General features: G+C 48.3%; 18 protein-coding genes. 12 read left to right on the top strand and 6 right to left on the bottom strand.

Features of this window, described 5'->3' with window-relative positions; genetic code table 11:
• Window positions 1-108: 108 nt before the first annotated feature.
• Window positions 109-417: an ArsR/SmtB family transcription factor gene (locus FPZ45_RS12960; RefSeq protein ID WP_144702656.1), complete on the bottom strand. Its 309-nt coding sequence runs from the start codon at window positions 415-417 to the stop codon at window positions 109-111.
• 36 nt (window positions 418-453) lie between these two features.
• On the bottom strand, window positions 454-1,341 hold the full coding sequence (locus tag FPZ45_RS12955) for a LysR family transcriptional regulator (RefSeq protein WP_144702184.1): 888 nt from the start codon (window positions 1,339-1,341) through the stop codon (window positions 454-456).
• Between the two features lie 121 nt (window positions 1,342-1,462).
• On the opposite strand from FPZ45_RS12955, the gene FPZ45_RS12950 reads away from it, so the two are divergent.
• The 5 genes from FPZ45_RS12950 to FPZ45_RS12930 all read left to right on the top strand — a co-directional run bounded on the left by FPZ45_RS12950 (window position 1,463) and on the right by FPZ45_RS12930 (window position 4,079).
• On the top strand, window positions 1,463-2,314 hold the full coding sequence (locus FPZ45_RS12950) for a DMT family transporter (RefSeq protein WP_144702181.1): 852 nt from the start codon (window positions 1,463-1,465) through the stop codon (window positions 2,312-2,314).
• Between the two features lie 92 nt (window positions 2,315-2,406).
• Window positions 2,407-2,736: an ArsR/SmtB family transcription factor gene (locus FPZ45_RS12945; protein WP_144702178.1), complete on the top strand. Its 330-nt coding sequence runs from the start codon at window positions 2,407-2,409 to the stop codon at window positions 2,734-2,736.
• A complete protein-coding gene (locus FPZ45_RS12940) occupies window positions 2,733-3,152 on the top strand; it encodes an SRPBCC family protein (RefSeq protein ID WP_144702175.1) in 420 nt (139 codons plus the stop codon). Before FPZ45_RS12945 ends, FPZ45_RS12940 begins: the two co-directional genes overlap by 4 nt.
• 22 nt (window positions 3,153-3,174) lie before the next feature.
• Window positions 3,175-3,519 carry a DoxX family protein gene (locus FPZ45_RS12935; protein ID WP_144702172.1) on the top strand — a complete coding sequence of 115 codons (345 nt, stop codon included), beginning with the start codon at window positions 3,175-3,177 and terminating at the stop codon, window positions 3,517-3,519.
• A gap of 92 nt (window positions 3,520-3,611) precedes the next feature.
• Window positions 3,612-4,079 (top strand): phage tail protein, encoded by a 468-nt coding sequence (locus tag FPZ45_RS12930; RefSeq protein WP_144702169.1) that lies wholly within the window; start codon window positions 3,612-3,614, stop codon window positions 4,077-4,079.
• Between the two features lie 85 nt (window positions 4,080-4,164).
• Here the strand turns inward: FPZ45_RS12930 and FPZ45_RS12925 are convergent, their stop codons facing one another.
• The 3 genes from FPZ45_RS12925 to FPZ45_RS12915 are packed head-to-tail and all read right to left on the bottom strand — an operon-like array spanning window position 4,165 to window position 7,774.
• A complete protein-coding gene (locus tag FPZ45_RS12925) occupies window positions 4,165-5,304 on the bottom strand; it encodes a toxic anion resistance protein (RefSeq protein WP_144702166.1) in 1,140 nt (379 codons plus the stop codon).
• A gap of 30 nt (window positions 5,305-5,334) precedes the next feature.
• A complete protein-coding gene (locus FPZ45_RS12920; RefSeq protein WP_144702163.1) occupies window positions 5,335-7,023 on the bottom strand; it encodes a vWA domain-containing protein in 1,689 nt (562 codons plus the stop codon).
• Window positions 7,024-7,036: 13 nt separating this feature from the next.
• A complete protein-coding gene (locus tag FPZ45_RS12915; RefSeq protein ID WP_246120435.1) occupies window positions 7,037-7,774 on the bottom strand; it encodes a hypothetical protein in 738 nt (245 codons plus the stop codon).
• A gap of 341 nt (window positions 7,775-8,115) precedes the next feature.
• Here FPZ45_RS12915 and FPZ45_RS12910 point away from each other — a divergent pair, with 341 nt between their 5' ends.
• Window positions 8,116-8,988, top strand: a complete 873-nt coding sequence (locus FPZ45_RS12910) for an AraC family transcriptional regulator (protein WP_144702160.1) — start codon at window positions 8,116-8,118, stop codon at window positions 8,986-8,988.
• A gap of 75 nt (window positions 8,989-9,063) precedes the next feature.
• Here the strand turns inward: FPZ45_RS12910 and FPZ45_RS12905 are convergent, their stop codons facing one another.
• Window positions 9,064-12,204, bottom strand: a complete 3,141-nt coding sequence (locus tag FPZ45_RS12905) for a beta-galactosidase (protein ID WP_246120434.1) — start codon at window positions 12,202-12,204, stop codon at window positions 9,064-9,066.
• Between the two features lie 217 nt (window positions 12,205-12,421).
• Between FPZ45_RS12905 and FPZ45_RS12900 the strand changes: the two genes are divergently transcribed.
• The 6 genes from FPZ45_RS12900 (at window position 12,422) to FPZ45_RS12875 (ending at window position 20,363) form a co-directional block, all read left to right on the top strand.
• Window positions 12,422-14,203: a cache domain-containing sensor histidine kinase gene (locus FPZ45_RS12900; protein WP_144702154.1), complete on the top strand. Its 1,782-nt coding sequence runs from the start codon at window positions 12,422-12,424 to the stop codon at window positions 14,201-14,203.
• The gene (locus tag FPZ45_RS12895) at window positions 14,178-15,791 is read left to right on the top strand and encodes a response regulator transcription factor (protein ID WP_144702151.1); all 1,614 of its coding nucleotides are present in this window, start codon (window positions 14,178-14,180) and stop codon (window positions 15,789-15,791) included. Before FPZ45_RS12900 ends, FPZ45_RS12895 begins: the two co-directional genes overlap by 26 nt.
• A gap of 120 nt (window positions 15,792-15,911) precedes the next feature.
• Entirely contained in the window at window positions 15,912-17,234 is a 1,323-nt protein-coding gene (locus FPZ45_RS12890) for an extracellular solute-binding protein (RefSeq protein WP_144702148.1), read from the top strand.
• A gap of 76 nt (window positions 17,235-17,310) precedes the next feature.
• Window positions 17,311-18,198 (top strand): carbohydrate ABC transporter permease, encoded by an 888-nt coding sequence (locus tag FPZ45_RS12885; RefSeq protein ID WP_144702145.1) that lies wholly within the window; start codon window positions 17,311-17,313, stop codon window positions 18,196-18,198.
• On the top strand, window positions 18,191-19,024 hold the full coding sequence (locus tag FPZ45_RS12880) for a carbohydrate ABC transporter permease (protein ID WP_144702142.1): 834 nt from the start codon (window positions 18,191-18,193) through the stop codon (window positions 19,022-19,024). The genes FPZ45_RS12885 and FPZ45_RS12880 overlap by 8 nt, the downstream gene beginning before the upstream one ends.
• Window positions 19,025-19,037: 13 nt before the next feature.
• Window positions 19,038-20,363 (top strand): glycoside hydrolase family 125 protein, encoded by a 1,326-nt coding sequence (locus FPZ45_RS12875; protein ID WP_144702139.1) that lies wholly within the window; start codon window positions 19,038-19,040, stop codon window positions 20,361-20,363.
• Window positions 20,364-20,407: the final 44 nt, after the last annotated feature.

Genomic DNA, 20,407 nt, shown 5'->3' with positions numbered 1-20,407 from the left:
TATATCTGTATTATCGATTCGTTTAATAAATCTATACATTGCAAATTGTCGATGTGATTGACTAAAAACAAACCGAATTCTCCGGAGAGCATTCAGTTTGTTCGAATATTAAATTTCGTTACTGAAAAATGCGCCCATCCCACGTATCGCTTCCTCGTTTCTTTTGAAGTACGTATACTTCCCGATTCGTTCCGCCGTGATCAAACCTGCGCGCTGGAGAATCGATAAATATTGGGAAGTCGTGGATTGTGTCATCTTCAGCGCATTCGTGATTTGACCAACGCATACCCCGATTTTCCTCATATCAGTCCCTTCGTGGGGCGTAAAATGGTTTTCCGGATCTTTCAACCAATTCAAGATTTGCAATCTCGACTCGTTGGACAGAGCTTTAAAAACTTCAATGGGTTCCATACACATTATCATATCGGAATTTATCGATGTGTCAAGTTGGTTTCATTTGACAAGACTAATATAGTTTTCTTTGTTATCTATAATGAAATCAAGAAAGCACTTCACAGCCATCGAAGCTTGCTTCTTATTCTTTATAGCTACTCCAATACTCCGCGAGAAACTTGGACATGTTTCTTTGGTGACAATACGATATTGCGTTCTTTTTAACATAAGTTCAGCCAAGATGCTAACCCCAAGCCCGTTTTCCACCATCGACATAATGGTATAGTCATCATCCAGGCGGTATTCGATTCTTGCTTTTATATCGTTAAGGCGAAACATTTCAAGAACTCCCTTTTTGGTCCCTTCATCTAGAAGGATAACGGGTTCTTGCTCAAAAAGGCTTAAGGGTACGGACTCTTTATCTGCATAGGGATGGTTAGTAGGCAGAATAGCCAACATCCGGTCTTCAATGATCGGAATGACCTCCAAATCATTTAATGTAGGTAAGTTAACAAATCCAAAATCCACCGTTCCATCGGCGATCCACATTTCGATACGACGGTAATCACCCTGTTGCAGTTCAAACTTGATGTTTGGATGTTTTTCTTTGAAGTCTTTAAGGAGCGGGGAAAGCAGTTGAGAGGAGATACTGGAAAAGGTGCCAATCCGGATAAGGCCGCTCTCTATCCCATGCAATTCAAAGACCTTATCCGAAAGTTCATGATGAGCATTGCTCAATTTTCGAAAATAGGGCAGTAATTGCTCTCCGTCCGAAGTGGCTGAGACCCCTGCATGGCTTCTATTCAGCAGTCGGATACCAAATTCATTCTCCAGGGAAGTTATGATTTGACTCACTGCTGATTGACTATAGTTACAGTATTCCGCTGCCCGCGATAAACTGCCGAATTCAACGACCTTTAAGAATACTTCGTATTTAGACCTTTTCATATGTCTCCTGTGTTATATAAGTTTTCTTAAACCTCAATATCATATATATTCGCTTCTCTTATACCATAGGCCTGTGTAGGATGTTATTCAAGACATGCGAGCAGGGAGATTAGTGAATCTGATGACACAAAAGCAAGCGAATTTAATCTTAGCCACTGTATCTTTGGTATGGGGGCTATCCTATTTGTTTATGAAGCTGGGGGTTGATGGAATACCTCCGTCGACCATGGTGGCTTTACGGTGTGGAATTGCATTTGTGATTACAGGAATCATCTTTATGAACAAGATGGTCAAGATTAGCGCTAAAGCGCTTCTATATTCCTCGATCGCCGGTGCTTTACTATTCGGAATTTTTGTTTTGTTGATCTATGGCGTAGAGCATACTTCCGCGACCTCGGCGGGATTTCTAACTAGCACGACTGTAATCATGGTCCCTATCCTACAGGCGATCCTCAATCGTAAGTTTCCGGCACCTAAAATCGTTTTCGGCGTTATGATCGTATCCTTTGGGCTGTTGTTATTGACTGTTCGCGATCAGTTTGCCATTGACGTTGGCGCCATTTATTGCCTGATTGCTGCATTGCTTTACGCCATTCATATCATTGTTTCGAACCGCTTCGTGCGAGAAGTGGATGCACTGCAATTGGGGATTTTACAGCTTGGATTTGCTGCATTTTTGGCAACCGTATGCACCTTTGTTTTCGAAGAGCCTGTCTTGCCATCTACCCCAATACACTGGGGAGCAATACTCGGCTTAGCCTTAATATGTAGCGCCTATGGCTTCGTGATGCAATCCGTCGCACAAAAATACACGACACCAGAAAGCGTAGGGTTTCTATTTTCCCTTGAACCGATTTTTTCCGCCATATTTGCATTTATCTTCTTGAAGGAAAGCATAGGATTGACCGGTTACCTCGGCGCGACACTCATCCTTATTGGTGTTTTTATAGCCAATCGCGATTTTAAAAAATGATGTTGACACGACACCAAATGGTGTCCTATAATCAAAGTGTCACCAAATGGTGTCTAATTGAAAAGCTAACAAACTGCTTAGGAGAGGGTGTTGTGAGCGAGAACAACCGGTTGCGGGATGTGTTCGACGCGATTGCGGATCCAACCAGGCGACGACTGATTCGTCTGTTAGCAGAAGCGAAAGAGATACCGCTGCATGAATTAACGGCACAGTTTCAGATGGGACGTACAGCCGTATCCAAGCATTTGACCATACTTAGAGAGGCCGGGCTGGTCCTTGACAGAAAAGCCGGCAGAGAAACGCTATTTAGGCTAAACGCCGCTCCACTCAGAGAAATTCAAGATTGGGTGGCTTTCTACAACAAGTTCTGGAGTTCAAATTTATTACGCTTAAATCAATTATTGGAGGAGGAAGACGAATGAGTTTGACATTAACCCTGGATTTTGAGTACGCAACAACAATCGAGAAGCTTTGGACCGCATTGACCGATTCGAGCAAGCTTGCCAAGTGGGTTGCCAACATTCACACTGGTCAGCCAATGGAGAACAATTTTCAACCTGTCGTCGGACACTGTTTCCAGTTCCGCACCCAGCCGAACGAATATTGGGATGGCATTATTGAAGGTGAAGTGCTGATCGTGGATGCACCCAACCGGGTGTCCTATACATGGGCTAGCGGAGGCGAGAAGCACACGATCACTTGGACGTTGCAGGACTTAGGGAACGGGAAGGTTAACCTTCATCTCGAACAAACCGGAATCTCGAATGAACCAGCACTCAACGGAGCGAAGTATGGTTGGAGCAATTGGTGCGGCAAGCTTGAACAAATAGTAGCCTAGTCCCAATGGGAGGGAGAAACTAATGTATATCATTTTTGTGGTTTTACAAAGTTTTCTGCTCGTCTCCATGGCTTTTGGCGGCGCAAGCAAGCTGGCGGGGTCGAAGAATTTTGTCGAAATGTTTGAGTCGCTTAGACTGCCGCAATGGTTTCGAATGGTTACCGGGCTTGTTCAACTCGTCGGGGCAGCCGGGCTTGTCATCGGTTATTGGGATCGGGAAGTAGCCGTATGGGCGGGCATCTGGATTGGGTTCACGATGTTGGTGGCATTCCTTTCCCATTTCAGAGTTAAGCATCCTTTTGGGCAAGCGGTACCGGCTTTAATTATTACTTTAATTGCAGCTTCTTTGGTAGTCGTGCAAGTGTAAGGAAAATGAAGGGTTTTGACTCCGCAACTTTGCTAATACTAGTCGATATAACAAACTCTTGAATCTTATCATTTGTGGAAAGAGGGATAGACATGTCTTATGTCGTTGATTTCAAAAATGTATCTACGATTGGTTTAGAGTCTTCGCCAGTAGCAGAAGCGCTTGCCGGTTTGCGTGCGAATGAAGCCCGTTACTTTATGACCAAATACAAACTTGAATTCACGGTCGTACCAGCTAGCGAAAGCCAGGAGACCCTTGACTATGCGAACCGAATTTTGAAAGAAGAACGTGATATTGTGTTTGCGGCCAAGCCTTTAGAAACGTCGCGTTTTCAGGTGGAAAACATCCAATTTACCTATGTCTTCTATGAGGATGGGCTTTCGATCAATGTCATGTATACGGTTGACGATCCTAAGAAGCGGGCTGTTGGTTTCAAGCTTTCCGAGGGGATGGAAATCCCGAAGGAGTTAGAAGAGAAGAAGTTTAAGTTTGCTAGGCAGAAGTCTAAACTGGCCGGAACGATCCGGGGCTCGTTCTTCGTGATTAAAGGACAATATTAAGTAAAGCGTGAAAAAAAGATAAGCCTTTATTCCGATTGACGGAATAGAGGCTTTGTCTGTTTGCTTACTTCGCAAAATCTGGCTTCTACAGCCCCAGCTTGTTGCCCCTCTCGAGACGCTGGATCTGCTTTTCGCCGGTATCAGCCAGCTCGCGGAACTGATTGATCGTCTCGCGCATCTTAGGGAGCGCCTCCTGCTTGTAGGCGCTGATCGAATCAAGCGCCGACAGCACGTCGGTGAACGCCTGCTTCATCGTATCGACCGAGATATTGGCCTCCAGCGATTGCCTGTGAATCGCTGCGCCCTGATCCTTGAGCATCCGGGACGTCCCGGCGATCAGCTCGTTCGTCGTCTGGTTGAGCAGCTCGATCTTCTTGAGCACGATCTTCTGATTATAGAGCGCGCTCGCGACGATGACGGCGATCTTGAGCGCCGATACGGTCACGTTCTTGGCGCGGTCGACCCCCCGAATCAGCTCCTTGTTATTGCGGACGACAACCTCGATCGCCATAATGCCCTGTTGATTGACGACTTGCATCTGCTGCAAATCCATCAGCCGCTGGCGAAGCGGGAACATGACCTCCTCCGTAATAAAACGGATCTTGTCGGGATCTTCGCTCCGCACCTTCGCCGCTTCCACCTGCTGCTCGATCGAAGCGTCCATGAGCGTGCCGAGCTCAATTTCCTTCTGCAGCTTCTTCGTCAGGTCGCGCAGCGCCTGCTGCTCGATCTCGAGCGTCGTATTGTCGTTCTTGAGCGTCGTCTTGCCTTTGTCCAGCGAGACGATAATGTCGGAGATGACGTTATCGGCCTTCTCGTATCTCGCGAAGTACGCCCGCAACGGATTGAACAGCTTGCCGAGCAGCCCGCGCTTGGCGAAGTCGACCGCGCTCGGGTCGAGATCCTTAAGCTGAATGTTCAGCTCCGCCAATCCCTTGGCGACCTGACCGCCTTCGTCGCCCGTCTTGGACAAATTGCCTACGGTAATTTGCAACAGCTGATTTTTCTCCGAAGAGGAACGCATCGTGCCCATGCCGAACGTGTCGATCGACTGGAGGATGTCCTTGCGCTTGTCGAGCGACTCGATATCGAGCGACATAATCGCCTGGACATTGGCATCCGCCATCTGCCGAAGCTTGGCGACCTCCTCGGGTACCGGTTTGACCTCCTCCTCAATCGCAACTTTGATCTCTTCCTGGCTCGGTACTTCCATCGTAAATGACATCTCGCGCTCACCCTCCCAAGGTTCTATGACTTACATTTGAACGTTGAACAAATTGCCGAGCTTGTAGACGACATCGTCCGTATCCGCGTTGATGCTGGCCGCTTCGTTGATGCTTGAGATATCCTGAAGCGCCGCGATATCTGCGTTGTAGCCGACCGTGTAGATCGGAACCTTGTAATACTCGATGAGATTCCGAATCTCTTTGAGCTTGAGGCCGACGTTGGTCTCTCCGTCGCTGAGGACGAAGATTAGCGGCTTTACGTTCGGGTTGGCCGCCGCGTAGTCTTGCAGCAGCTTGAGTGCCACGACGACGCCGTCGAAGGTCGCGGTGTTGCCTCCGGCATGCAAGCTGTCCACCGCGCCGACGAACATCGACTGCTGGTTCGTATCGTACTTGCCGATCGGCAGGTTGACCGTAACATTGCTTGAGTAAGACACGAGGCCGATGCTGTTATCCCGGCCTAAATACTTCTGCCCCTTGATCAGCGATTCCTTGAGACGGTTCAGAGGTTCGCCGTCCATGCTGCCCGAGACGTCCGCAACGAATACCGCTGCGATTGGCTTGCTGCCGTTTTTCTTTTCCTTCCATACCTTCTGGGCCGCGATCAGGACGCTGCCTTCGACCTTGTCAAGCTTGGGCTGATAATCTTCAAGTCCGTTGAAGCCCTTATCCTTGGCGGTCTCCTGGTATTTGGCCTGGGCCGTGAATTCGGAGAATTTTTTGATGATCTCGAGCTTGGTTACGGAGACGTTGCCAAGCACATAGAGCGGGCTGTCATGCCGCGCGCCGAATGGGGTGAATACGTAGGCTCCCTTTAGCTCCGCCGTGTTGACATAGGTTTGATACTCCAGCACGAAGCCGTCGAGCGCGCCCGACTTGGCCGCTTCCCGCATCTGCAGCGTCGTGGATGCAATGAACGGCACGTTGGCCTGGAAGTTCTCGAACCCCTGAACGGCCTTGTCGCTGAGCAGGTTCGCGCTGTCGAACGTCTGCAGCGTCGTCACGAGGAAGTTCAGGCCGGTCGAGCTGGCGAAAGGGTCCGTGTAGCCCATGGAGAACTCTCCCGCCGCGATCGCGTCGATCACCGACTTGACGGTCACCTCGCCGTATTTCTGTACGAACGAGTCGTGCTTCGCCTTCGAGATGACGATACCGGGAACGTTGCCGACGAGCCGCTTCGTTATGAGCTGCGTCTTGACGCCGGATGCTTTTACCATCTCTCCCCACAGCTCGTTGGAGGGCGTGAAGGCGTCAGGCACGTACTTGCCCGACCGGATATAATCCGCAGCCGTGCCCGAAGCAATATTGCGCAGCTTGACTGAGACAGGCTTTCCGTTTATGGTGATTTTGGCCTTGTTGAAATCCTTCACGACATCGGTCAGCCAGCCGTCATCGCCTGTCCCCGACTTCTCCGTCGAGGCAAAAATCTCGGCATAATCGGTTGTCGTGCTATCCGCCGTGATCGGGAACTTGGAGATATCGGGCAAAGAGGCGGCTACATCGACCGGATCGAGATTGATCTGTCCTTTGACAGGCGCCTCCGTCTTCACATCGATATTGCCATACAGCTTGCTCAGCCGCTTAACCGCATCCTCCGACGCCATCTGCTTGTCGGACTTGCCCCAGTTCGTGGACAGATTAACGCCCAAGTAGACGATGACGAACACAATGACTAGAATAACGCCGGTAACCAACAGAAATCTCTTGCCGCTGCTCAATGTATCGCACCCCTTATTGTTTATAGTATTTGGTTTGCTTGATTAACGAATCGATCTCTAGAATGGCGGGCATCCGCTCGATGTCGTCCGGCTCGATGCTGTCCAATCGGGAAATCTCCAGCAGCAGCTTGTCGAGCTTCAGCAGCATCTCTTCGTTCGTGCCGATCGCGTTCTTGATATAAGCCATGTATTCGGTGTAAAATGCGGTCTTCTCCTGCAGTAGCTTGGGCGAGTACCGCGCCGACTTGCGAGTCATCACTCGTTCGTACTCGGATTCGTCGAACACGATCAGCCTATTGAGCACGCTCTTGATATTCAAGTAGAACAGATTCTCCACCTCGTCCGCGACGGACGCAAACTTGGCGAAGCTCATCTCTACGGGGTCGAACCGCTGTTGCAGCACCTTGAGCAGGGTCGCCTTCTTCTTGTCCATGCGCTCTATCTGCTCCAGCGTCAGCGAGACGTCCTCTGCAAGCGCCCGGATTCGGCTGTAAGGCGCCAGCGCGGACAAGAAGTCTTCACGCGTCTCGATCGGGGCCGGGGTCAATACGATTTTCGCCTTATACAGCCAGTTGTAGCTTCCGTATATGAGCGCGATCGCGCTGGCGACCAGCAGCGTAACGCCCAGCGCGGTCTCCAACGCGCCTCTGCCTATCATCACGCCGGCGAAGGCGGGAGAGAGCGTAAGGATATCGACGACAGCCACAGCGGCCGTTAGCCCCAGCATTTTTATGTAATTATTCGCAGCCACGTCTTGCAGCCCCTTTCACTCCGTTATAGGATTGTCCGGCCATGCAAGCCGTGCACGATGATATGGCCGATCTGGGAATCTGTTCCTATTACTAAATACTATCATATTATGCTAGCGTTCGAGGAATGTAAACAAAATATGCCGCTTGTAATTGTTATATACAAACAAATGGCAATGGAGGCTGATTCTCTTAAGTTTAGAATTCATGAGAAGGCTTTAGCGTGGGGAACTATACTATAAGTAACGGCAAGTTTTTTTAAGTAACCTACAAAACTGTGCAAGAGATGTCGGATGGATACTTCCGTATCCTGTTATTCTGTACCTGAAGGGAGGTTATTTGAATGGATTGGCTTGCAAATCTGAACAGAGCCTTGCACTATATCGAAGAGAATATCGCTGATGACATAGATCTTAAAGAAGCAGCGAGACTAGCTTGTTGTTCCGAATATCATTTTTCAAGAATGTTTTCATACCTCTCAGGCATCACTTTATCGGAATACATCCGCAGGCGACGCCTAACACTTGCGGCTTTCGAGCTTCAAACCGGTGATTTAAGAATTGTGGATGTGGCGGTGAAATACGGTTATAGCTCTGCAGACGCCTTTTCCAGAGCTTTTCAAGGCTTGCACGGTTTTCCGCCCTCTTCAGTAAGATCTCGTGCTCCATCTATAAAAGCCTATCCGCGAATGACCTTCCAATTAACCATTCAGGGAGGAAGCGCAATGAATTATCGTATTGTAGAGAAGAGGCCATTCCGTATCGTGGGCATGATGAAAAGAGTCCCTATCCAATTTCATGGCGTAAATTCGGAAATTGCATCCATGTGGAAAAACTTAACCAGCGAAGACATCAGCCAACTTAAAATGCTCTCGAACGTTGAACCACTTGGGCTGATTCAAGCGTCGACGAACTTTTCCGAAGCACGAATGGAGGAAAAGGGGGAGCTTGACCATTATATTGGAGTGGCTACGACCAAGGAGTGTCCTGCACATTTGGTGACATTGGAGGTACCAGCAGCAACATGGGCTGTATTCGAAGCGGTTGGACCATTTCCCGATACATTACAAAATGTGTGGGGGCGCATCTACTCTGAATGGTTTCCTTCCGCAAGTTATGAGTTAGCAATGGGTCCGGAGATGTTATGGAACGAAAGCAAGGATGTATCTTCTCCAAATTTCAAAAGCGAGATTTGGATACCGGTTATAAAAAAATAATGAACACGGGCCCTATTAGCTTGGTATTTAGCTAATAGGGCCTCATCAGTTAGTCGATCTTGTTGCAACCCGCTACTAGGAATGCATCGTAATGTTTACTTCGCTTGGGCGATATACGGCTTGTAGCTTGCCGTCGCGATCTGTAGCAAACATAACAGTACGTTCGCTTTCTAACGTGAACGAATAAGCGAGGTTTGTAGTCGGATTTGTAATGCGAATATCCACGTCTGCTCCGAATTCGGAAATAAAGATAAACAAATCGCCATTCTTAAAGCTCAATTTACGGCCATATACGCCAGGACAATCACCGCATTGTTCCCAGATCAGCTCTGGTGTTACGCCGGCTTGCAAGATCGCGTGACGGTACAATGCGGCGATTGAATCCACACGATCATTGACTTCGACAGGCAATCCGCACCAGAGAAGACGTCCTTTGCCGAGCTTCACTTCTTCTAATGAAGATATCGGTTTCGCTGGTTTTCCATCAGTTTCAACGACAACTTCTTTCGCCAGTTCGGCGATTTTACGCGCCCCATAAGAGAGAGGTATGTTGTTTCCGTCTAACACAAACATCTCTTCGCGGAGTACGTTAGTGAGCACTCGTTCACCCAACGCATCGCTAAACCGTTCGGCCTTATGCCAATATTCATCTAGACTAATCGGTCCGGTGAATAGTAGCGTTGTTTCGTGCTTAGCGACATGATCAATCAGTTGGTTCATCGCTTCGTCGCTGAAATTGTGCGGACTTGGCACGATGATCAATTTGGCAGGCTGCTCATCGAGAGCTTCCAAATGGTATTCGCCTAAAGCGCGGAAATGCACATTCATATCATAAGCGAGCACTCGCGTCGCGCGGCCCGTTGCTTCGACAGCGAAGCGACGGTTGGATAGATCATTCGAGTAAGGAAATATCATCACGACGTCTTCCAGCTCCCGCCCAACGAACAAATCGCGAATTTCCCCCATGAATCGACCGAAATCATAAGAAACGTTCGCCTCGGGTTTTTCGGTTCCATCCGCGCGCAAGGCCCCGATATTCGATTCATTTACGTTGTCCATGAAGTAATTGGTGTTCCACAGCCATTGAACCGCTCCCGCGCCCCCGGTGGAGAAAGCATAAGCATATTTACGTTCAAGGATATTGCGCAATTCTTCTTCGCTCCGCTTGGCCATTCCGTCCGGCGTCTCCACATACATAATGCCCGTCTCTTGGATCACATTCGGTTTAAACGGCGTTTTGGCGAATATGCCGTCCCACGCGAGCTGGTCCATCAACCACCAGGAGTGGTTTGTCGTGTAGTCCATTGTTTTTTCATAGAAGAACGGGGAGGGGCGCTGGGCATTTAACCCTTCGTCCTGTCCAATCGTTATGAGTTGATTCGGCGCGATAGAACGGATCGTTTGATTCATCTCGTTCGCCCAACGGTTCAGCATGTCCATCGAAAATAGCGAATAATCGAGCCAACGCGTCCCCTTTTTGCCGGAGCGCATATCCTGGATGTCCGAATTTATCTCGTCCGGTTCCGGCGGCGACACGGAATCGAAGCTTGGAAGATTGACGGTTGTCATCCCCCAGCGTTCTTGGAGCTCGCGGATTGATCCGTGATGGATCTTCAGCCATTCGATATATGCCGCTTTTTCGTAAGGATCATGGGAACTGCGCGGACCTTTGGAGAAAACTCGCGCTGGATCAAACAGAGACGGTTCGTTGATTAAATCCCAATGGACATTCGACGTGTGCGTATGACGCGATACGATCGAAGCGATAAAACGTTTCTGAGCCTCTATACTGCGCGGATCCAAATAAGGATTTAAGCCTTCCCATAGCTCGGGAGCGAACGAAAAGAAGCAGAAGGTCAGCTCTAACTCGTGTTTCTTCGCCGTCATTACGAACGCGTCGATCGCCCGCAGCACTTCTTCGGACGGATGACCATCAATTAGCATGACTTGCCGATAACCCGTCCATATTCCGGTACGGATGTAGTTGATTCCGGCTCTTTTCATGGCTGCCATATCTCGATCCCACACGGCAACATTCGGAAGGAAGATGAAGTTGCGCGCAACGTCGCTGGTCATATAGGTCATTCCGACGAGAGGGAAAGGGCGGCCGTTCTTAAAGAAATAGTCTCGATCGCAAGTTAACGGTTCGCCCTCCTGAAGCATGTGCTCATCCCAGCACCAAACCCCTTGTCGTATCGTCTTGCATTCGCCGGTGCTGGATACCAGATCCGCGCGCATCGTATATTGCCCCGCATCTAACGGCAACGGCACGTTAATCGGTATCGACTGTTGCTCGGATGAACTTGCCAAAACATTCGTTTGAGTCCACTCGGCAAGCGGTTCCCCGTTTTGATCCTTCCCGAAAGTCAGCTTTAAGGTCCATTCCTTATTGGCGTAATCCTTACCCGATAGAGGATTTCGTCCCAACGCCTGCCATTGGATTTTAAACTTCGCCCGATCGCCCGGGTCATAACTCGCATAACCGGGTTTTAACCAGATCTCCGTCACGCCACGGGAGCAATATTCCGCCCAATCCAAGATCGCTTGCCCGCCACCCGCGTTCCAGAACGATTCCCGAAGCGGCTGATTCACGAACATCCACCGAGCTCCGGCATACAGTCCCCTCATGTTCTCAATCAACACAACTGGAGCCCCCACTTCGCGGCCATCTTTAGAGATGGCGGTTACAAGAGGGTGGATATGTGCGTTCATCGGGCCTAAAGAGCCCATTTCATGCGGTAAGGACGTTTCCTTGGTCACATGCAGCACGAAACTGAAGGTCGGTTCGATGGTTAACCCGCCGATGTAAGGCGAGCAGACAGGAAGATCGGTCGATGCCGTAAAATGATCAAATGGATCAGGCTGAACAGACATCGCTTCATGAATATGCAAATGCTGGTGATAAGAGGTTTGTTCATGCTCTCGCTTCCAACGTCCATTCTCCCGATATACGGGAATCCGGAAGGGAGCTCCCCCGGCATTAAGCAATGAGCCGCCGCGCTCCAAATAACGGAGGATGGTATTCCAGCTATTCTTAGGAAAATAAGGTGCGTGCAAATTAACGAAACATCCGCCCTCCAGCGCAGCAAGGGCTTCGTCAAGGGCGTCGACGTTAACGAGGTTGGTTTCTTGTTTGAGTTTATTTAAGGAGGCTTCATTGATTGCATCCCCCTGATATGGAAAAGTTGGATCATATAAAACGACAATGCGATTCAATGCGGATTGTCCCCTTTCGGCACGATGCTTATCTAGCAACATTACCATGCCTCAAAGGATAGCGAAGTACAAAATACTACGGAATTGTCCAATAATCTATAGGAAACAAGCGTTAACGACTACCACCGTCCATCTGGTGGACATGCCGGCATTGATGCGCGTCGAAGAGGTGTGCTATATTTTCATTTGCTAAATCCGAATAGAGGTGAACGCAATCGTGCTACGCAAAGTTGGGAACCGATTTATTAGTCTACAGCATAAGATTCTGACGATTACGTTGATCCTAGTGCTTATTCCGCTAGCGGTGGTCGGCATTCTGTCTTACGTCAAATCTTCGGAAATCATTCGTCAGAAGGTCAGCGAATCCGATTTGAATACGGTTACGCAGATCGGGCAGAATCTCGAATTTATGTTTGACTATTTTAACGATACTTTTCTGTTTATGATGCAATCCGAGGAAGTTAGACAATTTCTAAAAATGAGGACGGATACCGATCCGGCCCGCTATGACGAGCAGAAGTCGATCACAGAGAAGTTGCTTACGAATTTGCCGAACATGAAAACATTCGTGCACTCCATACAACTCGAAGGATTAAATGGCAATCGATTGCAAGCGCGCGGATCGGTGCGTCCGATCCAGCCGGATAGAATCGCCGAAATCTTGAATAGCAAAGGGAAAGCCGTGTGGTCTCTCAATGAAGTCCTATTGGGCGATGGAACGGTCAAGAAGGTCATCTCCTATGAAAGGGAGATCAAAGATATCAACAATATCTCCAATGCGCTAGGCGTGCTGCAGATGAATATGGATTTGGATGCCGTACGCAGATTGTTGGAAAGCCGTCTTAGCGGGGATATCGACGGGTTTTACCTCGTGAACGAGAACAATGACATCGTGGCATCAACGAACGCGAAGCACGAGAGCCAGAGGATATCGGACATTATCGGAGGTCCGCTGGCGATGGAAGGTGTTCAGGGGTACTTGGAGCTGAAGATCCATCGCACGCCGTATATGGTGGCTTACGATAAGATCGATCCGCTAAAGTGGCATGTCCTCCATATCGTGCCGGCGCATGAATTGTTGAAGGAAAACCAAATTATCCCCCGTATCATTATCGTGACGATCCTGATTACGTTTGTCCTATGCGCAGGGATCGCCTATCTATTCTCCAGGCAAATTATTTTGCCGATCCGCAAGCTAAGCAGCTTAATGAGCCAAGTGGAAGGAGAAAATTTCAAAGCTCACATTACCGTAACCGGGAATGACGAGATTACCCAGTTGGGGGTTAGCTTTAATAAAATGCTCGTGCGCTTGCAGGAATTGATCTCTGAGGTTTATACGGAGCAGATCAACAAGAAGGAAGCCGAGCTTAAAGCCTTCCAAGCGCAGATCAATCCGCACTTCCTGTATAACACGCTGGACACCATCTACTGGATGAGCCGTATGGAAAAAGCGTACGAAACGGCGGAGCTTGTGCAGTCTCTATCCAAACTGTTCCGGCTTAGCTTGAATAGCGGGCGAGAAATCACGACCGTTCGCGATGAAGTGGAGCATCTACGCCATTATGTCGTTATTCAACAAAAACGGTATGAAGATATGATCGATTTTCAAATTTCAGTGGAGGAAGAAGCGCTTGATGCCCATACGGTGAAATTAGTGCTGCAGCCGTTCGTGGAGAACGCGATCGTTCATGGGGTCGAGAAGAAGGGAGATTCCGGCACGATCCGGGTGGAAATCAAACGTGAACACGATGATCTTGTGTTCTACATATTCGATTCGGGAGATGGCGTGAATCTGGAGGACATCCAGCACCTTCTGGAGCACAACGGCGAGAACAATAAAGGCTTTGCCATCAAAAATATTAATGATCGCATTCAACTGTATTTCGGAGCACAGTATGGTATCGAATTTATGAACCGTCCGGAAGGGACTGTCGTTAAAGTGGTGCAACCTTGGGTCGAGGGAGAGATGAAAAATGATCAAGCTGATGGTCGTAGATGACGAGGTCGTCATTCGCAAAGGAATTCGGACTTCGATCGATTGGTTGGCTTTGAATGTGGAAATTGTCGGCGAAGCGAGAAACGGCAAACAAGCTTTGGAACTGGTGCAGCAATTAAAGCCGGATATCGTCCTTACGGATATTCGCATGCCGTACATAGACGGATTAGAACTTGCGCAACAATTGAAACAGCATTTTCCCCACATCAAAATCATTATTTTAAGCGGATATGACGATTTCAATTATGCGAGAACCGCACTGAAAATCGGCGTAACCGAGTATTTAATGAAACCGGTAGGCGCGGAGGAGCTGACGGCGCTTGTCACAAGAATCGGGGGCGAAATCGCCCAGGAAAAACTTCAAAACGAAAAGGAACTAAACGACCAACTGCTGATGCGCGAGAGTTTCCCTTATATTCAGCGGAAGTGGCTGAACCGGTTGCTAAAAGGCGAGACGAGAATCAATGACGCGCTGTTGGATAAGGCTAATCAACTGCGTATTTCTTTAGAAGGCCCCGAATATGCCGTCGTGGTCGTCGATGTCGACGATTTCCGCTTAAATACAGAGCATGCGCCGGATCGAGAGAAGGAATTGATCCACTACTCCATTAACAACATCGTGGAGGAAGTTTTCTCATCCGTGTTTCAGTGCACGGCATGCCAAAGCGATTTCGATAACATCAATGTGTTATTGAACGCCAATATGCATAATAAACACCGAATCTTAGAATGCTGTCAAGAAGCGCAGCGCTGCATAGCCCGTTATATGAAGCTGTCCGTAACGATTGGGCTTGGTCAATATGTGAGCGATTTGGCGGATGTTCACGAGAGCTACCGGCAGGCCGTATACGCCATGCAATGTAAAGTGTATCGCGGGAAAGGGCAGATCATTGCTTACCGGGAAGTGGAGTCCGAATTGCAAGGGGGATCGGCCCAACATGCCATCCTGTCGCCTTCGGAGGACGAGAAGGAATTGCTCGAGTACCTTAGTACTATGGATAAAGCGAAAGTCGACCAGTTGCTCGATAATCGGTTTCGACAATTTGCGCAATCGTACGTTTCGTATGAAAACATTAAAAGCATTAGCTTAAAATGGGTCATTTTGGCGATCGCCCATTTGGAACAGATGGGGATCGACCTTAACAAGCAATCGCTATTGAATCCCTACACCGAGATTGAAAAATACGAAACGACAGACGACATCCGGCGATGGTTAGGCGGTGTATTTGCCGTATTTATCGATTCGATCGACACGTATAAGAACGTGCGGTATAAGAATATCGTTGCCGCCGCCATTAAGTATATACACGAACACTACTCGGAAGAAATCAGGGTAGAAGATATTTCTGCACAGGTTTTCGTAACTCCGAATTACTTCAGTCGAGTATTCAAGGAAGAAACGGGACAGCATTTTACGGAGTGGTTAAACAAGTATCGCGTGGAAAAGGCAAAGATCCTATTGAAAGACGTCAGTGCGAAAATATATGAAGTGGCGGACCGAGTGGGTTACAACGATTACAAGTACTTCACGCATATTTTCAAGAAGGCGACGGGGCTAACTCCGAAAGAGTACCGAAATCAGACTTCATAGGTCAACCGGATAGATAAACAGATGTTTTCATAGATATGTCCACTTCTTTACCCCCTTAACTTTTATATACTCACCTTATCATCAACAGAAGCAAGTATACACGTAAAGGGGAGTTGTGTTTTGAAGAAAGGTTTAAGAGTTATGACAGCGACGCTGCTGACATCGAGTTTGGTGCTTACAGCTACGGCCTGCGGGTCCAAGAAAGAAACAGCAGGTAAAGAAGGAGTAAAGCCGAAAATCACGTTCATGCATATGTATGACAAAAACTCCGCGCAACCTAGCCATCAAGCAGATTTGATAGAGAACTTCAAGCAGGCGCATCCGGACGTCAATTTCGACGAAGAGATCCAGTCCCATGACAACTACGAAACGAAAATCAAAACATTGGCCGCGGCAAACGAATTGCCGGACTTGTTTCTCGTGAAACCTTCCATGGTCGCAACTTTCGTTGAAAACGGATTACTTCATCCGCTAAACGACCAATTGGATAAAAACTCCGATTGGAAGAACGGTTTCTCCGAGGGAATTCTCGAGCCTTATACCATTGACGGCAAGACATACGGAGTTCAGATGTCGGGCGGACCGACGCATGTGATTTATTACAACAAAGAATTGATCGCCAAAGCGGGATTCCCGGAATTCCCCACAACATGGACCGAGTTTGAGACTATGATTAAAGAATTGGTGAAACAGGATATTACACCGATTGCGCTTGGCAACAAAGGGAAATGGGTCGCGAATTCCTCTTATCTGAGCACATTGGGTGACCGGTTTACCGGTACGGAATGGTTCAACAGCCTAGCTGCCCATGAAGGCGCTAAGTTTACTGACCCTGAATTCGTACAAGCACTGGGCGCGTTGGACAACCTTGTTAAGATCGGGGCGTTCAACAAGGATATGAACAGTATCGATAACAAACAACAAAGATCGGTTTATTTCAACGGCAAAGCAGCGATGTTCATCGAAGGTTCCTGGGCAGCGACTGCCGTGGAAACGAACGCGCCGAAAGACATCGTGGAGAAAACAGGCCTTGCGGTATTCCCGGCATTCGAAGGAGCCAAAGGCGACCAAAACAGCGTATCCGGTGGCGGCGGTTGGGCTTATGCAGTCAATGCGAATGTAGATCCAGCCAAACTGGACGATATTCAAAAATTGATTCAAAGCTTAACGGATTCTTCGGCGGCGAAATTGGTTCTCGAGTACGGAGATATCCCTTCCAGCAAAGTAGAAAACATTGAAAGCCTCAATTTATCGCCGATGAGCAAACAGTTGATCAAATTGCTCGAAACGACGAAATATGCGCCAATCTACGATACGCGCTTGTCTCCGGGTTTGACGGAGTCCATGAATACGACGATGCAAGAGATGATGATCGGCAAATATACGCCGCAGCAGGCAGCGGAAATCATGCAGAAGGAATACGAGAATGAAGTGAAGCAATAAAGCCCTTATCGAGATTCTCCTGAGCATGATGCTCAGGAGAATCTTATTTACCAAGATCAAAGGAGGAGCATCCACGATGAATGAATCATCGGCCATCCGTCCCAGACGGACTACTTTTCTAATCTACTTGTTGCCGAGTGTGATCTTGTTCGCATTTATGGTAATCGTTCCCGTCCTTCTAGCTGTGCGGTACAGCTTCTTCAAATGGTCGGGCGGTTCCAAAATGGACTTTATCGGCCTCGATAATTATAGGGTTTTGCTTACCGATAGCTATTTCTGGAACGCCTTCTTGAACAACCTGCTTATCGTTTTCTGCAGCGTGATCGGTCAGATCGGAATTGCATTTGCGATAAGCATCTTCTTGATGTCGAAAATCGTGAAGTTGAAAGGATTTCACCGTACCGTTATTTTCGTTCCCGTTATTTTATCCTCCGTCGTCATCGGATTTCTATGGGGAATGATCTACAACCAAGATGCCGGGATGTTAAATTGGCTGCTGCGAACCCTCGGCTTAGAGTCGTGGATCAAACCGTGGCTAGACGATCCGAATATTGTTATGTACTCCGTTACGGCACCGATCGTTTGGCAATATATCGGGTTTTACCTGATTATCTTCCTGGCCGCGATGCAAAGCATTAACAGCGAGATTTATGAGATGGCCGAATTGGACGGCGCAACCGGGTTTAAGAAAATGCGGCATATTACGCTCCCGCTGTTGTCTTCCACGATAAAGATTGCCATTATGCTCTGTATCGCGGGCAACATGAAGGCATTCGACAGCATCTTTGTCATGACGGGCGGCGGGCCGGGCAGCAGTTCGACCGTTATGGCGCAGTATGCCTATGACACCTCGTTTAAGGCGTACAAGTTGGGTTACGGAAGTGCGATTTCCGTCGGCATTATGATCTTAAGCGTTGCGCTGATTATCGTTAGCCGTTTGATCGGAGGGAAAAGTCGTGACTAATGCAGTGAAGAAAATAGGGGTAGTCGGGATTAATGTCATCATGTTCATTGTATCCTTGTCCTGTATTTTCCCTTTAATTTGGATGCTTTACTCCTCCTTGAAAACGGAACAAGAATTTAATCTCAACATTATGTCGCTCCCGTCTAAGCCTCAATTTCAAAATTATATCGATGCTTTCGAAATCGGGAAAATGGGTACTTATTTTTGGAATAGCGCCTTTGTCAGCTTGCTTACCGTTGTCTTTACGATCTTGTTCGGCTTCTTTACGGCGTATGTGATCGCGCGGTTTAAGTTCCCTTTCCGAAACGCGATCTATTTCATGTTTCTGGCCGGGATGCTTATTCCGATACACGGCTTACTTATTCCCATATTCGTTGAATTCAAAACACTGGCTCTGCTGGATCAGCCTTATACGCTTGTTTTCCCTTATGTTGCCTTTCATTTATCGATGGCCATCTTCTTATTCGAGAACTTCATCAAGTCGGTGCCGCTTGACGTAGAAGAAGCCGCCTGCATCGATGGCAGCAGCCCGACAAACACGGTTCTGCGTATCGTATTTCCGCTCTGCCTGCCGGTTATTTCGACGGCGATCATCTTGTTTTTCCTCGGCGCTTGGAACGAGTTTCCGTTCGCGCTCGTGCTGATTAAGAGCGCTAATCTGCAAACGTTGCCGATCGGATTAACGAATTTCAACGGACAATACACATCCAACTATACGCAGATGTTAGCAGCTATGGCCATTGTAGCGCTGCCTGTCGTCATCGTATACTTGATTTTCGCTAAAAGGGTCATGCAAGGGATGACAGCCGGAGCCGTAAAAGGATAAGGGAGGCCTCATCATGGAACGTTTCAGACTGCCGAAAATTCACTTGGAGCCGGTTCCTATGCCAAAAGGCGTGGAGCAGATGCTGCAAACCGCGGAGCACAAGCTGGCGCATCGCCCCAAACTGCTCGCGCTGTTCAAGAATTGTTTCCCCAATACGTTGGAAACGACGACGAAATTGATGGAAGACGGCACTACCTTCATCATCACGGGCGATATTCCGGCAATGTGGCTGCGCGATTCAGTCGAGCAGGTTCGCCATTACTTGCCCTTCGCGAAAGGCGATGACGAACTTCAGAAGATAATCGGCGGCTTGATCCGCCGTCAAATGATGTATATTCTCAAGGACCCTTACGCGAATGCCTTTAACGAGGGGCCGAACGATTGGCATTGGGATGCGAACGACGAAACGGGCATGTCTCCGTGGGTATGGGAAAGAAAATTCGAACTCGACTCTCTATGTTTTCCGATGCAGCTTGCCTATTTATTGTGGAAAGAAACGGGTAAAACCGATATATTCGATGAGAACTTCCGCATGGCTATGCGTAAAACGGTTGATTTGTGGAAAGTTGAGCAGCATCATGGGGAAAATTCGACTTACACCTTCATGCGCCGGAATTGTCCAGCTATCGATACCCTGCGCAACGAAGGAAAGGGGATGCCGGTCAATTATACCGGGATGATCTGGTCCGGATTCCGTCCAAGCGACGATGCATGCGACTTTCATTACCATATTCCTTCGAATATGTTCGTCGTTGCGGTACTTCGCCAGATGCAGGAGATTGCGCGTTATGTGTTCCGCGACGAGCTCTTCGTTAAAGAAATGGCCAAGCTTGAGGAAGAAATCGAGCATGGCATCCGTTTGTACGGCGTAGTTCACCATGCGAATTACGGTCCAATCTATGCCTACGAAACGGATGGGTTCGGCAACCATTGTTTAATGGATGATGCGGGAACGCCGTCGCTGATGTCGATACCGTATATCGGATATACGTCTAATGATGATCCGATCTATCAGAATACACGCAAATTCATACTAAGCAAGGAAAATCCTTATTATTATGAAGGCAAAGTAGCCAAAGGCATCGGCAGTCCTCATACGCCGCCGGATTACGTGTGGCATTTAGCGCTTTCCATGCAAGGGTTGACAGCTTCCAGCAAGGAAGAAATGATGGAAGTGATCGAGATGATGGAAGCAACGGATGCGAGTACCGGTTATATGCATGAAGGATTTCATGCTGACGACCCTTCTCAATTTACGAGATCTTGGTTTGCGTGGTCCAACAGTATGTTCTCTATGTTGATCCATAGGGCGATGGATCAGGGGCTGTTTGATAAGTAAGAATCTTTAAGACGAGGGAGCATTCGATTAATCATCGAATGCTC

Source organism: Cohnella terricola, assembly GCF_007786475.1.
Lineage (GTDB): Bacteria > Bacillota > Bacilli > Paenibacillales > Paenibacillaceae > Cohnella > Cohnella terricola.
Note: the sequence above shows the minus strand (reverse complement) of the source record. Positions and strands in the feature narration are given on the sequence as shown.

Excerpts from the sequence above, each read along its gene's own strand:
- FPZ45_RS12960 (WP_144702656.1), bottom strand. The coding sequence starts at position 417 with ATGTGTATGGAACCCATTGAAGTTTTTAAAGCTCTGTCCAACGAGTCG.
- FPZ45_RS12955 (WP_144702184.1), bottom strand. The coding sequence starts at position 1,341 with ATGAAAAGGTCTAAATACGAAGTATTCTTAAAGGTCGTTGAATTCGGC.
- FPZ45_RS12950 (WP_144702181.1), top strand. The coding sequence starts at position 1,463 with ATGACACAAAAGCAAGCGAATTTAATCTTAGCCACTGTATCTTTGGTA.
- FPZ45_RS12940 (WP_144702175.1), top strand. The coding sequence starts at position 2,733 with ATGAGTTTGACATTAACCCTGGATTTTGAGTACGCAACAACAATCGAG.
- FPZ45_RS12935 (WP_144702172.1), top strand. The coding sequence starts at position 3,175 with ATGTATATCATTTTTGTGGTTTTACAAAGTTTTCTGCTCGTCTCCATG.
- FPZ45_RS12930 (WP_144702169.1), top strand. The coding sequence starts at position 3,612 with ATGTCTTATGTCGTTGATTTCAAAAATGTATCTACGATTGGTTTAGAG.
- FPZ45_RS12925 (WP_144702166.1), bottom strand. The coding sequence starts at position 5,304 with ATGTCATTTACGATGGAAGTACCGAGCCAGGAAGAGATCAAAGTTGCG.
- FPZ45_RS12910 (WP_144702160.1), top strand. The coding sequence starts at position 8,116 with ATGGATTGGCTTGCAAATCTGAACAGAGCCTTGCACTATATCGAAGAG.
- FPZ45_RS12895 (WP_144702151.1), top strand. The coding sequence starts at position 14,178 with ATGATCAAGCTGATGGTCGTAGATGACGAGGTCGTCATTCGCAAAGGA.
- FPZ45_RS12885 (WP_144702145.1), top strand. The coding sequence starts at position 17,311 with ATGAATGAATCATCGGCCATCCGTCCCAGACGGACTACTTTTCTAATC.
- FPZ45_RS12875 (WP_144702139.1), top strand. The coding sequence starts at position 19,038 with ATGGAACGTTTCAGACTGCCGAAAATTCACTTGGAGCCGGTTCCTATG.